The organism is Absiella sp. AM09-50 (genome assembly GCF_003433845.1).
GTDB lineage: Bacteria > Bacillota_I > Bacilli_A > Erysipelotrichales > Erysipelotrichaceae > Hoskinsella > Hoskinsella hominis.
In genome coordinates this window covers 45,854-60,288 of record NZ_QVFI01000005.1, presented here as the reverse complement: position 1 = coordinate 60,288, position 14,435 = coordinate 45,854, and the positions used below count along the sequence as shown (strand labels likewise).

The 14,435-nt window shown below is 36.4% G+C and carries 14 protein-coding genes; 1 reads left to right on the top strand and 13 read right to left on the bottom strand.

The annotated features are described in order from the left end of the window. Window positions 1-95 precede the first annotated feature (95 nt). From uvrB to DW114_RS06300, 11 genes are all read right to left on the bottom strand, one after another. On the bottom strand, window positions 96-2,078 hold the full coding sequence (uvrB, locus tag DW114_RS06350) for an excinuclease ABC subunit UvrB (RefSeq protein WP_117452934.1): 1,983 nt from the start codon (window positions 2,076-2,078) through the stop codon (window positions 96-98). Continuing rightward, window positions 2,071-3,549, bottom strand: a complete 1,479-nt coding sequence (locus tag DW114_RS06345; protein WP_117452933.1) for a S41 family peptidase — start codon at window positions 3,547-3,549, stop codon at window positions 2,071-2,073. The genes uvrB and DW114_RS06345 overlap by 8 nt, the downstream gene beginning before the upstream one ends. Before the next feature lie 94 nt (window positions 3,550-3,643). Continuing rightward, a complete protein-coding gene (locus DW114_RS06340) occupies window positions 3,644-4,045 on the bottom strand; it encodes a hypothetical protein (RefSeq protein WP_117452932.1) in 402 nt (133 codons plus the stop codon). A gap of 5 nt (window positions 4,046-4,050) precedes the next feature. Further along, window positions 4,051-4,560: a LytTR family DNA-binding domain-containing protein gene (locus DW114_RS06335; RefSeq protein WP_117452931.1), complete on the bottom strand. Its 510-nt coding sequence runs from the start codon at window positions 4,558-4,560 to the stop codon at window positions 4,051-4,053. Beyond that, entirely contained in the window at window positions 4,557-5,996 is a 1,440-nt protein-coding gene (locus DW114_RS06330) for a hypothetical protein (RefSeq protein WP_117452930.1), read from the bottom strand. The genes DW114_RS06335 and DW114_RS06330 overlap by 4 nt, the downstream gene beginning before the upstream one ends. A 146-nt stretch (window positions 5,997-6,142) precedes the next feature. Continuing rightward, the gene (gene ftsX, locus DW114_RS06325) at window positions 6,143-7,045 is read right to left on the bottom strand and encodes a permease-like cell division protein FtsX (protein WP_117452929.1); all 903 of its coding nucleotides are present in this window, start codon (window positions 7,043-7,045) and stop codon (window positions 6,143-6,145) included. Continuing rightward, window positions 7,038-7,727 carry a cell division ATP-binding protein FtsE gene (ftsE, locus tag DW114_RS06320; RefSeq protein WP_117452928.1) on the bottom strand — a complete coding sequence of 230 codons (690 nt, stop codon included), beginning with the start codon at window positions 7,725-7,727 and terminating at the stop codon, window positions 7,038-7,040. The genes ftsX (DW114_RS06325) and ftsE (DW114_RS06320) overlap by 8 nt, the downstream gene beginning before the upstream one ends. 39 nt (window positions 7,728-7,766) lie before the next feature. Further along, complete coding sequence (locus DW114_RS06315; protein WP_117452927.1) at window positions 7,767-9,167, bottom strand: murein hydrolase activator EnvC family protein; 1,401 nt, start codon at window positions 9,165-9,167, stop codon at window positions 7,767-7,769. After that, window positions 9,164-10,060 (bottom strand): permease-like cell division protein FtsX, encoded by an 897-nt coding sequence (ftsX, locus tag DW114_RS06310; RefSeq protein WP_117452926.1) that lies wholly within the window; start codon window positions 10,058-10,060, stop codon window positions 9,164-9,166. The genes DW114_RS06315 and ftsX (DW114_RS06310) overlap by 4 nt, the downstream gene beginning before the upstream one ends. After that, the gene (gene ftsE / locus DW114_RS06305) at window positions 10,053-10,742 is read right to left on the bottom strand and encodes a cell division ATP-binding protein FtsE (RefSeq protein WP_117452925.1); all 690 of its coding nucleotides are present in this window, start codon (window positions 10,740-10,742) and stop codon (window positions 10,053-10,055) included. Before ftsE (DW114_RS06305) ends, ftsX (DW114_RS06310) begins: the two co-directional genes overlap by 8 nt. 117 nt (window positions 10,743-10,859) lie before the next feature. After that, entirely contained in the window at window positions 10,860-11,624 is a 765-nt protein-coding gene (locus DW114_RS06300) for a nucleoside phosphorylase (protein WP_117452924.1), read from the bottom strand. 120 nt (window positions 11,625-11,744) lie between these two features. Between DW114_RS06300 and DW114_RS06295 the strand changes: the two genes are divergently transcribed. Continuing rightward, window positions 11,745-12,188: a hypothetical protein gene (locus DW114_RS06295; RefSeq protein ID WP_117452923.1), complete on the top strand. Its 444-nt coding sequence runs from the start codon at window positions 11,745-11,747 to the stop codon at window positions 12,186-12,188. Window positions 12,189-12,368: 180 nt separating this feature from the next. Here DW114_RS06295 and DW114_RS06290 read toward each other — a convergent pair whose 3' ends face one another. Together DW114_RS06290 and prfB are read right to left on the bottom strand one after the other, a co-directional pair. Continuing rightward, a complete protein-coding gene (locus DW114_RS06290; protein ID WP_117452922.1) occupies window positions 12,369-13,232 on the bottom strand; it encodes a YitT family protein in 864 nt (287 codons plus the stop codon). A gap of 96 nt (window positions 13,233-13,328) precedes the next feature. Beyond that, a protein-coding gene (prfB, locus tag DW114_RS06285; RefSeq protein ID WP_117452921.1) for a peptide chain release factor 2 occupies window positions 13,329-14,430 on the bottom strand; the annotation gives its coding sequence in 2 pieces (ribosomal slippage) (window positions 13,329-14,357 and window positions 14,359-14,430; 1,101 coding nt in all). Window positions 14,431-14,435 lie beyond the last annotated feature (5 nt).

Sequence of the window (14,435 nt, the reverse complement as noted above, 5' to 3'; positions counted from 1 at the left end):
ACTATTTCCTCCTTTATGTAACTAAAGTATAAAAAACAAATCAAAAAACAAACTTGCAGGAATTCTTAAAAATTTCTAAACAAAAAGAGATGATGTTACTCACCTCTCATCTCAATCAGGATATCACGAAGTTCTGCGGCACGTTCAAAGTCTAATACTTTTGCGGCTTCCTTCATTTCCTTTTCAATATTTGCCATCAGCTTCTCTTTATCTTTCTTGCTGACTTTATGCTTCTTATTCATATACTTCGCTGTCATTTCCTGCGTTTCTTTACTTCGGACAACTTCATGGATTGGTTTCACAATTGTCTTAGGTGTGATACCATGCTCCTTATTATAGGCAATCTGAATCTCACGACGACGTGCGGTTTCATCTAGTGCCTTTCGCATAGAATCTGTAATCTTATCTCCATACATGATAACTTCCCCATGCGCATTACGAGCAGCTCGCCCAATAATCTGGATTAAAGAACGCTCACTTCTTAAGAAGCCTTCCTTATCGGCATCTAATATCGCAATCAGGGATACTTCTGGAATATCCAGACCTTCACGAAGCAGGTTGATACCAATCAATACATCATATTTTCCTTTACGCAAATCACGAATGATTTCTGTTCGCTCAATGGTTTTTACTTCATGATGTAACCATGCCACCTTAAAATCCATGCCTTTTAAATAACTGGTTAAATCTTCTGCCATACGCACGGTTAACGTTGTAATCAACGCTCGTTCATTCTTTTCAATACGCTTTCTGATTTCATCTACCAAATCATCAATCTGTCCTTTGGTTGGACGTACTTCTACCACTGGATCCAACAAACCAGTTGGACGAATGATCTGTTCAATGACTTCTCCATGGGTTTTATCTAATTCATAATCTCCAGGAGTCGCACTGACAAAGATTGCCTGATTGATCATCTTTTCAAATTCTTCAAAACGAAGTGGTCGATTATCCAAGGCACTTGGTAAACGGAAACCATAATTTACAAGGGTTTCCTTACGTGCACGGTCCCCATTATACATTCCTCTTACCTGTGGTAAAGATACATGACTTTCATCCACAACCAGTAAAAAATCTGAAGGAAAATAATCAAATAAGGTATAAGGACGTTCGCCTGGTTTTCTGCCATCGATATGACGGGAATAGTTTTCAATACCTGGACATACACCAAACTCACGAAGTGCTTCTACATCATATCTTGTGCGCTGTTCCAGTCGTTGCTTTTCTAACAGCTTGCCTTCATTTTCTAACACCTGTATGCGATCTTCTAATTCTTCTTCAATCGTTCCAGCGGCGCGATTGATAATTTCCTGTTTGGTCGCATAGCCACTGGCAGGATAGATGACATATACCGTATAGGCATTCAATACTTTGCCAGTCAATGGATCTACTTCACAAATACGTTCAATTTCATCATCAAATAATTCAATTCTTAACACATAGCTGTCCGTATGTCCCAATGCAATTTCTATGACATCTCCACGTACTCGGAAAGTTCCACGAACCAGGTCCATATCATTACGTGTATACTGACGAGCCACCAGTTTTCCCATTAATTCCTTACGATCAATGATATCCCCCACACGCAGTGAGAAAAACATATCACGATATTGTTCTGGGTTGCTGGCACCATAAATACAGGCAACAGATGCGATAATGATCGTATCACGACGCTCTAAGATACTATTGACTGCGGCCATACGAAGCATATCCAACTCCATATTGGTTGTCGCATTTTTATCAATGTAAGTATCCGTACTAGGCAAATATGCCTCTGGCTGATAATAATCAAAGTTAGATACAAAGTATTCCACACGATTATGTGGAAAAAATTCTTTAAACTCACTGTATAACTGACCAGCTAATGTTTTATTATGTGCAAATACCAGGGTAGGTTTATTCACCTGTGCGATTACATTGGATATGGTAAAGGTTTTACCAGTACCTGTAGCCCCCAGTAATACCTGTTGTTTTTTCCCTTCCCGTATCCCTTCCACAAGATCATGAATTGCCTTTGGCTGATCACCTTGTGGCTGATATTGGGATACCAGATCAAATAATTTTTCTTCTTTATCCATTTGCTATTTCCACCGCTTTCTTCATTTGCGTATCATATTGATCTAAATGTGCATTCCATTCCTGAGAGATACTGGATAATAACGATGTAATGACTTTACTGTCAATGTTTCCATTGGCTTCCATTCCCATTTTTTTCTGATATTGTTTTAAAGCTTCACCTGATGCAATAGAAAAATACTCATCCGTGCGATCCACTGGATATCCTAAAAATTTCAGATATGTCTGAACTGATTTCGCCGCAAGACTCACACTGTCTGGCTTATACACTTCATCTTCATCTAATTTTGGTGCACCCAAAGTCAAAGCAGGATCAAGTTTTACTTCTACATCCGGTTCAATTCCTACTTCATTGATTTTATCACCATTTGGTGTAATCCATTCTCCTACCGTATATTTGAACATACTGCCATCAGAGAACGTTACAGGAATCTGTACAGTGCCTTTACCATATGTTTTAACACCGACAACTGTTGCGTTCATCTGTTGTTTTAACGCAGCCGTCAATACTTCTGCGGCACTGGCTGTTCCATCATTTACAAGCACCACCAGTTTATCAAATGTATACTGCTCTACATCTTTTGTTTTATAGTCTGTTACTTTTCCATTCTTGTCATCTTCTTTAAAAATCAGTTTATCCGGTCCCATCAAATAGCTGGCAACATCTTGTACAGCCGTCAGATATCCACCGCTGTTATCACGCATATCAATTACCAAACGCTTACAGCCAGCTTTCTTTAAGTCCTCTAAATGTGCTTTTACTTCTTCTCCAGTTGTTTCCGCATAACTATCAATTTCCAGAATACCGACTTCTCCATTCACAGAACTTAACACAGAATCATTGACTTTTCTTCGTTCTACTGTTTTCTTGATATGTTTATTTTCACGAACGATCTCGATTTCAATTTTACTGCCTGTATCACCTTTGATCATATCTGCGACTTCATCAATGGTTAAATCTTTTACTGGTTTTCCTTTGATGGCATAGATCTGATCGCCACTCATAAGTCCTGCTTCTTGTGCAGGAGAATCCTTATATACTTTTGATATGATAAATACGCCTTTGCTTTGTTCAAAATAAGAAACGCCGATACCTACAAAGCTTCCTTCCATGGAGCTTGTGAAGCTTTTGCTCTGGGTAGGTTCTAAGTACATGGTATGTGGATCGCCACCTGCATCTACCATTCCATTGATCGCACCTGAAATAAGTGTATCTTTCAGATCATCTTTATCTTTCCCAAAATAAAAGTTGGTACTCATTGTTTGATAAATATCAAAGAATTTTTTGAAATCTTCATCACTTGTGGCAGATGTAGACTTACTCCAAACATTGTTGGATAAAAATCCTCCAATAAAAAACACGATACATGCTGCAACCGTTAGGATCCTTCTTTTCTTGATTTTCTTTTCTGCTTCTATTTCATCCGGCCATTTATGACGTACCAGGTGGTAACGAACAACTTTTTTTGCCATGTCTTTCACCTCTATATTTGATAAGTTTTTTTACGAGTTATATCATACCATATTTATCCAGTATTGATAAGAGCAACACCCAAAGAAAAAGATGTCATTGGACATCCTTTTCCTGAATTTTTTGCTGTATGATCTTTAATTGTTCATTCGCCTGCGTATAAGCGAATAGCTGATACGCCATCAATATAGACACATAAATACATAACATATGAAGATATACAGAAAGATAGTATGGCATGATCCATAATAAGACATTCATGATCATGATGCCTATATAAACAAATCGTGTATGTTTTGATAGTACAGGAAGAAAGTAACACCAGCCCTCCATGATTCCTGCCACTAGCATAGAGGCGATGAATAAATAAGCAAACACATGGGGATGAAAACCATAGAATGAATCAGATATATGATTGAAATACAATATTTGAAATAATGTGAATGCCAAAGAAAAGAAAAATGTCGCAAACATATACGTGTAAATTCGATTTTTCATATTGATCACCTCATTCCTAATTTCTTTTTAAATGTTTTCCAATATTGACGAGAGCATTCTAACAAAATACCATTTACCATTTCCATGCTGTAGCATGCATTCAACGCCGGCATGATACTCTTAATCTTTGATATATTTACGATGGTGCTTTTATTGATGCGGATAAACATATCATCTCCTAATAATTCTTCTGCTTCATACAAACGATAATTGATTTCATAAGATGCTTTTTCTGTATGCAGATATGCTTCTCTTCGATATCCTTCTATATATACGATATCTTTTGTGGGAATCGGATACATACGATCATGAAGTTTTCCTATCATGATATGCTCCTGTTGATGAAGCATCATTTGCGCAACCTCATGCACTTCTTTTAAATGCTCGATATCAAAGTTGATACAAACACCGTCATAGAAACAGCCTTTTTCCACAAAGACGACAGGCAATGAGCGATAAGGCAGAAACTCCTGCTCCAGCATAGTTTGATGCTGCACTTCACAGATCAGCTTCATGGCTTACTCTCCTGTAATGGTATATGGAATGTTCGCTCATGCATGCCTTCCCCTTGATATTTCATAACGATAACTGCCTGATCATATGTTATCGTCTGTTCATATGTCATTACCCTGTCATCCCAGCTGGTATACCTGATTTGTCCTTCATCAATATGCTGGTGCACAAATGGTTCCCATGGAACATCTGTTAATTGAATTGTATTGCTTCTTGCCATAACTTTACCATATTGTAAATATTCTATATACATTTCCACTTGTGTGTATCCTTTTGTCTGTGCCATTTGAAATATATTTGTTTTGATGATTGGAGCTTGTAAGATTGCAGTATTTCCTGTGTATAGTTCTGTAATGGTGATTCCTTGTGCATTACCATGATATACATGTTCTTCATGTTCCTTAACAGGATAAGTTTCTTCCAATATCAGCTTTTCCTGTTCATCATATAATTGTACATGCATAGATATTTGTGATCTGCTGTCTGTTTGATATTCCATCATATCATGGCTGCCGGTTAATGCGATACGATATTCTCCATTATTCTGTTTTTCTACCTTCACAATATCCGGCTTCATAAAACGTTTATCTGATGGTTCTTCTTTAATAGGTTTGCCATCCACATACAGTTGATATTTCATAAGTTTTACCTGGTTTGCGATGGTTTCATCCTTTGTATAGAAGTTCACTTTTTCATAATTATAGAAATCGGAATCATTTTGATTTTTTGATATTCTGACTAATCCGGCAATTCGGCTGTTTGTTGTAGAGCCTTCATAAATACGGTCCTGATAAGCTGAAGATGGTGTAATCTGCATAGATGATAAATACAGACTCTGTGTTCCATATAAGATACCTGCGGATAAAAGAATCACTACCAGCATGATGATCGAATGCTTTTTTTGAAATGACAATGGTTTTTCATGAACTGGTAAAAGCTCCATATCTTTTAACTGTCGGTTGATGGATAAAACAAGCATAATAAAATATATATAATTGAAAATACGAAAGCATACGAGAATAAATAGGATTGCCTGTGCCAGTTCGCTATAGAAAAGCATCAAAGTTAATGAAAGATAAACGCCAACAAACATGATAAGATACAGAATTGTGAAATAACGTATCTGTTTTTTGGTTTTCTCACTACACTCATTTCGTGTACTGTAGAGAAGGTTTAATAAAATGACTGGTTCTACTATACTTGCGACTATGATTGACCAACGTGTGTCTTGAAAACACAATGTCATAAACAACAACACACTGCTTATCACTGCGATGAATAGTTTTCTGTTTTGAATACGTTGTTGAATCTGATATAATCCCATGAACAGAAAAGCAAAACCAATCAGCGACAAATTTGATGTTGAGAAAATCGTTGTACTGATTGTCAAAGGAAACATCATCAGAAAATATGCCAACGCAATATATCCATATCCCATGATCACACCCTCTTTCTACCTTTACTATACAATAAATTATCTAATATACCAGTGAAAATGGCTCCACTTGCATTTTTTGATGTTCCTCTTGCATTACTACTATTTTATCATATTTATAAAAAAGAGGATGTATCAATAGATACATCCTAACGTTTCCAATGTAAATATTTGGTTGTGGAGAAAAAACTTCCCACAAGACCAACGCCCATACCACCTAAAATCAATATTCCACATACTTTTAATGCGAATGGGTATACAGGAAGTAATGCGAACATGCTGGTAACAATTTGTCCATTTGCCATATCGTATAAATAAGCATATCCAAAATATGCGACAAGACATGGAATGATAGAACCAATTAATCCAATCAGCATTCCCTCTATCATAAATGGTACTTTGATATACCAGTTGGCAGCCCCGACATTTCGCATAATAGAAATTTCATTATTGCGGGCATAAATCGTCATTTTGATGGAATTTGATATTAAAAATATCGCCAGCGCAGTTAATAAAACCACAAAAATCATTCCACCGGTTCTTACTTTGTCTAACAGTTTGACCATATCAGAAACACTGGTACCACCATATACTGCTTCTTTCACAAAATCTTTTTTACTAATTTCATCCGTAATTGCTTTGATACGGTCTGCGTCTTTCACAGATACATAATATGCTGGAAATAATGGGTTTTCTTTTCCACGATACATTGCGAATTCTTCGCCCATTTCCTTGATATATAATTCCAGCTCCGCATCCTTATCAGAGAAGGTTGCTTTCTTTACACCGGAGATTGCTTCCAGTTCTTTTTTCATTTTTGTGATATCTTTATCTTTGGTATAATTCTTATTTAATTGCACGTGAATACTTAAGTCTTCCGCAATATTGTCTGTGAACTGTCCAACATTTCCCGCAATCAACAGGAATGCTGCAAATAAAATCAATGTGACTGTTACAGCACTAGAAGCACTTAAAGACATTGCTAAATGACGAAAGATACTAAGAAATGCCGTTTTTATATGTTTTGGCAATGATTTAAAGAAACTAATCATGTTTCAAGTATCCCCCCTTCATAATATCCGCAACGATATATCCTTCCTCCAGACAGATCGTACGTTTTTTAAATCGGTCTACGATTGTTGAATCATGTGTAACCATTACGATTGTTGTGTTTTCCACAGCGTTGATTTTTTCCAAAAGCTCCATGATTTCCGCACTCTTTTCAGGGTCTAGATTTCCTGTAGGTTCATCCGCAATCAATACTTTGGGATGATTGGCAATCGCACGCCCAATGGTTGCTCTTTGCTGCTGTCCTCCACTTAATTCATTAGGAAAAGATTTTGCCTTATCTTCTAAGGATACAAGTTCTAATACCTCACGAACACGACGGCGGATATCTACTTTGTTCATACCAATGACTTCTAACGCAAATGCGATGTTTTCAAATATTGTCAAACGAGGCAGTAAGCGATAATCCTGGAATACAACACCAATATTTCGACGATATACCGGCACCTTTGAATGTTTTAGTTTTCCTACATTGATGTTTTCCACCATAACTGTACCACTTGATGGTATTTCTTCCCCATCCAGCAGCTTGATCAATGTAGATTTTCCCGAACCAGTCGGTCCAATAATATATACAAATTCTCCATCATCAATTGCCAGATTCACATCGCGTAATGCATGTACCCCGTTTTTATATTCTTTTGAAACATTTTCTAAAAGAATCATCTTCTCACTCCTCACATTTGCTAAATCACTTGTGCTGTTTTAATATCCAAATACACTTTCCGGACGCTGTCTACATGGAGGTCCGCTGACTTCACATGTTCTCGATAATGCGGATGATCCCCATCCACAGCCCCATGCAAAATCGACTGTTGACTGGAAAGATGAGATAGCTGACGACAGACTCATTTTTCCAAGATTAAATACTTCCACATGAGAATGTGGTCCAGTAACATTTCCACTGGCGCCAACTGCGCCAATCTGTTGCCCTTGTTTTACTTCTTGTCCTGCACTTACCGGGAATGGTGATTGTGCCATATGCGCAAAACTTACAGCATAGGTAATACCATCTACCTGAGTTAAAAACATCAATGTGTTTCCACCGCCAAGTGGCCATCCTATCCAGTTCCCCAAAAAGCCATCATAGGTTCCAACTGGGTTATTGGCATATAGAATAATACCATCTGCAGGCGCATAAATTGGTGTTCCAACGCCTGCCGCAAAGTCCATACCCAGATGCACACCTCCACCAAAGCTTGCTGGATAATACCATGTACCTGCTGATTTTGATGCTTTGATTGGAGATACCATGGTACCATTTCCAGAATAATCAATTTTTTGTGCTACTGATGTATTGATATTGATGATATTTCCCTGCAACGCACTTAAATCAGCCTTTACACTACGCATCTTCTGATTTAAATCCGCTTCTTGTTTACGATATTCATTTAATAATTTTTCTTTTTCTTTTAACAAGTTTTCTGCTTCTTTTTTATCCTTTTCGTTTTGTTTCTTCTTGTCTGCTTCATCTTCTTTTAATCTTGTCTGTTCGGATTTATCCAGATCAAGCTTCGCTTTTTCTTCCTTTAATTTTTCAATTTCATTTTGATCACTTTCTGTGATTTTCTGAAGGCCTTCTGCCTTTCGTATCAAGTCCACCAAATCACTGGCACCCATCAATATTTCAATATTGGTATTTGTGCCAATCGTAGCCTGACCTTCCACCATACGCTTTTTAATTAGATCATTACGCTTTTTAATATCTGCTTCTTTTTGCTTGATTTCTCCATCAAGCTTTGTGATTGCGGCCTGTATCGTACGAATATTTGCATCATTCAATTCTATTTTCTTATTGATTTTCTTCACCAATGCATCCTGTTTATTGACCATATCCTGAATCGAATCAATATTGCCTTTGATACTTGCAATCTGTTTATCCAAATCATCTGCCTGATTGGCTATTTCATCGCTCAAGCCGGCATAATATGATTTGAATTCCGCACATTCTTGCGCCTGTGCACTGGTTTCCTGAGGAACAGAGCACCGCTTTAACCATGCATCCTCATTACCTTCAAAATCATTTGCGTAGAGTGCAGTTCCAGAAGAAGCTAATACACTCATACACAGCATCGATAGTGCCAATGTTATTTTTATTTTTTTCATCGTCGCCACCTCAAATATTTTGTTACCGCAAAGAAACTGCCTAAAATACCAACCACTGCGCCACACCCAAGCAGCATCAAAGAGATATACATGGTGAATGGGAATGGTTTTTCTAAAACAAACATACTGCTTAAAAATGCACCATGCATACTATCATATAAAACCGCATAGCCGACACATACAATCAAGATTGGAATTACAGCACCAATCATACCAATCAGCATGCCTTCAAACATAAATGGTGTTTTGATATATCCATTGGTTGCGCCAACATTTCGCATGATTGATATTTCTGTATTTCTTGTATAAATTGTCATTTTAATCGTATTGCTAATCAAGAAAACCGCAAGTAAAGACAACGCCAATACAAATACAGCACCGCCTGTACGAAGCGTATCAAAAATCTCAATCATATTATCAATTTGTTCCCCGCCATATTGTGCCTTTTCTACTCCCTCCATTTCATTTAATTTCTTTGTGATGACAGGAATATCACTCGCCTGATTTACCTCTACGATAAATACATTTGGCATAGGATTATTATCTTCATAACGTTTAAATACAGAACCACTTTCATCAATCAGCATGGCAAGTTCATCTTCCTTACTGGAAAAATCAATCTGTTTTACACCCTGCATGTTTTTGATTGTTTTCTGCATTGCTTCAATTTCTTTATCTGTTTTTATCTGGTCTATAGAAACGCGAATTTTCAAACTGCTTTCCACATTTACCGCAAAATTATTGACATTACCTGCTAACAAAATAAATAAAGCAATCAATACCAATGTCACAGTAACTGCAGATACACTGGATAATGTCATCGCAAAATGACGTCCCAGTCCTTTTAAAGCCGTAAGAAAATGATGTGGTAAATTCTTTATTCCTTTAATCATAGTTATGGTACCCGCCTTTAGTTAGGTCACTCACAATATAACCAGATTCCAGTGCTACTGTACGTTTTTTATATGAATTTACCAGAGATGAATCATGTGTTACCATTAAAATAGTTGTATTTTCTACTTCATTGATTTTTTCCAATAACGCAATAATTTCTTTTGACATTTCCGGATCAAGATTACCTGTAGGCTCATCTGCAATCAACACTTTTGGATGATTGGCGATTGCCCGCCCTATGGTTGCTCTTTGCTGTTGTCCACCACTTAATTCTCTAGGAAAGGCCTTTGCTTTATCTTCTAATGATACCAGCTGCAATACTTCACGTACACGTTTTCGTATCGTTACTTTATCCAAAGCCAAAACCTCTAAAGCAAATGCAATATTTTCAAATACTGTCATGGTTGGTAATAATCTAAAATCCTGGAACACAACACCAATATTTCGACGATAAATTGGAACTCTTGAATGACGTAATTTACCAACATTGGTATTTGCCACCCAGACTTCTCCACTATCAGGAATTTCTTCTCCATCTAATATTTTAATTAATGTAGATTTTCCACATCCTGTAGGACCGATAATATAAACAAATTCGCCTTCATCTATTTCAAGATTTATATCTCTCAGTGCTTTTACACCGTTTTTATATGATTTAGAAACATTTTTTAAAAGGATCATGCCATCAACTCCTTATGCATTTCATTATACCATAAAAACGCAATTTCATTGTTAGTAAATTCTTACAATTTTATGGGATACGAAAAACAGGGTGGAAAGTTTTCCACACCCTGTAACCTATGACAGATTCTTTGCGAGCTGTACTGCTAATTTTAAGATTTCTTTTTTTACATCAAAGTTTTCTTCATTCTTTAAACTGCGCATTTCATACTCTTCTTTTCCCAGATTATCCGCTGAATAAAAAAATTGAGCAATTCTTTTTTTACGAAAAGATGCCAAAGCCGCAATTGCAGAACATTCCATATCCACACATATACATCCCTGTTCTTTACGTTTTGCGATTTTCGCTCTTGTTTCACGATAAGGCGCATCCGTTGTCCATACTTTCCCCACATGATAATGAAGTTTACATTCATCAAAGAACTTTTTCATTCGATCAAGGGTGTCATGATTGACCATAATTTCATCACTTGCTTTAACATAATGATAGCTGCAGCCTTCATCACGTATTGCTGCATCAGGCAATATAATAGCACAATCATGAATTGTCGCATCCAAAACCCCACATGTGCCAAAAACCACAATTGTTTCTACACCCATCGCAAACAATTCCTCATATTCCGAAACACAAGCCGATGCTCCAACAGCAGACATAAACAATCCAATTTCCTGTCCATCTACATTTATTCTATATATTGGAAGTTTTCCATTTGCGGATGAAATACAACTTATGATTTCACATTTAAAAATCGATAATGCATGTTCAATCAAGTCATTCGCAAAACAGGTCACTACTGTTTTAGGACAGTTCTCTAATGGCTTTACGATATCCTCAGGGTTAAACAACGCTGTATCATTTGTATCAAATTCTTCTAATATCATACATTTATCTCCTCGTACCTTTTGTCTATTATTATATAGTAACATCTTTTTCTCTGCAATCAGATATATAAGAAAAGCATGAAATATGTTATATTATAGGTAACGAATGGAGGCAATTTCATGGATGATAAATCAACAAAACGTATCATTACAATTTTTTTCACAGCTATCATCCTATTGATGCTGTGCGTATGTGGTTTATTCTTGTATCAGTCTAATCAGAAAAATGAACAACATACTGCTTTTACCATTACATTAGAAAAAGATTCTATTAACTTTCATGGCGCAATAGGCGATGTTGTTTCTTGTAAAGATATTCAATCTATCCATTACTATGAACAAAAACTTCCTGCTGGAAAGAAACAAGGTGCTGGTGAAGCTACTTCGCATTATATTGTGGGTGATGCCAAATTTGATGAAATCGGAAAATGCAGGGCTTATTTATATACTGATAATTCTTCTTATATCAAGGCACAAACAAAGGATAATGTATATCTTTTTAACCTTGCTAATCAAAAAGATACGTATACATTATATGATAAAATCAAAAATCTGACCGAATGAAAAATCAAAATCTGACCGAATGAAAAGTAGAAATTAGACCGAATGAAAAGTGAAAATCTGACCGAATGGAAAATTGTAAACAAAAAAGTTCATATTTTTCAATTCTTATAAAGGAAAAGGAAGTATAAAATCAAACAATGATAAATTCATGATTTTATACTTCCTTTTTTATTTAGTTTTTTATAATTCTTGTTGATACGTAAAGCCTTCTCCTTGCACTTCATTTACATCACTGACAACCACAAAGGCTTCTGGATCTATCATAGAAATCACATGATTCAAGGTCGCAAACTGTTTTTTATAAACGACAATCATGATAACTGGTTTATCGGTATTTGTATAGGCTCCTTTTGCCTGTAAAATCGTGATACCGCGATCAATTTCTTTAAATATCTCTTTGATCATTTCTTCTCGTTTCTCTGTAATGATCATGATTTGTTTTGCATCATGTCCTCCAAATGATATGACCTTATCAATCATTTGCCCACAGATCCATACGGAAATCAAACCAATCATTGCGGCTTCTACGCCATAGGTACTAGCACCTAAGATCACAGTTAAGCCATCTACACACATAACCAAAGTCGGTAAAGGGATTCCTGTATATTTATTAATCACAAGGGGAGGAATATCCATGCCTCCTGTACTGCCACCAACACGATATACCAAACCAATGCCAATACCTATACAGATACCGCCATATAGAGAACCTAACAATGGATTGGTTGTAATCGTAACATCTTTTAGAATAAAAGTTGTGAATGTGATAAAAAACGGATAAATAATTGTACTAATCATTGTCTTTAACGCAAACTTTTTACCTAATGTGCATGCTCCAACGATGTATAGACCAATGGTCAAAGCATTTACTACCAATGTTTTATCTAAATGAAATATTGGTTCAATCGCTACTGCGATCCCTGCGACACCGCCACTTAATATATTCAATGGGAATATAAATAATGCGACACCTGCTGCAATCACGAAATTACCTGCGATCATCATTAAAATAGAGATCATATTCTCTTTCATACCTTTTGACATATTTACACACTCCTGATTTATTTTGCCCACCTGTTATTATAACACGAACATATAAAAAAGCATGGAAAATAAAAAGAATCTGAATTTCTCCAGATTCTATCGAATTAATGATTTTAAATATGCGAAAATAAATCCATCTAAATTACCATCCATAACACCCTGTACATCATTAGTTTCATAGTTGGTTCTATGGTCTTTTACCATACTGTATGGATGGAAAACATAGCTTCTTATCTGGGAACCCCATTCAATCGCTTTTTGTTCACCTTTGATTTCTGCTAGTTTTGCTTCCTGCTCTTCAATCAGCTTTTGATATAAACGACTCTTTAACACACGTAAAGCCTCTTCACGGTTTTCATGCTGACTGCGGCCGTTTTGACATGTTGCTACCAAACCTGTTGGTTTATGGACCATACGTACGGCACTATCTGTTTTATTGATATGCTGACCACCTGCACCACTGGCACGTTTTGTTTCCACAATCAAATCTTCTGGTTTGATATCAATTTCAATTTCATCATTGAACTGTGGCATTACATCTAAGGACGCAAATGAAGTATGTCTTCTGCCTCCTGCATCAAATGGTGAGATACGTACTAAACGATGAACACCTTTCTCAGCTTTTAAATATCCATACGCCATATCCCCCTCTACTAAGAAGGTTATGGATTTGATTCCAGCTTCATCACCTGCCAGATAATCCAATACAGACACTTTAAAGCCTTTCTTTTCCGCCCATCTAGAATACATACGATATAACATATCTGCCCAGTCACAGGATTCTGTTCCTCCAGCTCCAGGATGTAATTCTAAAATAGCACTAGAATGATCATATTCATGAGATAACAATACCTTGATTTCAAAGTCATCAAAAGCAGTTTCCATTTCCTGATATTCCATTTCATACAGTTCAAATATTTCCGGATCAAAATCGTCCTTTAAAAGTTCACCAGTTTCTTCTAATGAAGAAAGCGTGGCATTTAGTTTTTCATATGCACCAACGATATCCTTCAATCCATTTAACTGACGGATAATCCCTTGTGCATGAGATGGATCATTCCAAAATCCTTCTTCTAAAGTACGACTGTCTAATTCCGCAATCTTATGTTTTTTTTCAGCTAAGTCAAAGTGACTCACCAAGAGAATCTAATTTCTCCCGGTGAGTATTCACTCCTTGTTTTATTTCATATAGTTCCATAGGCG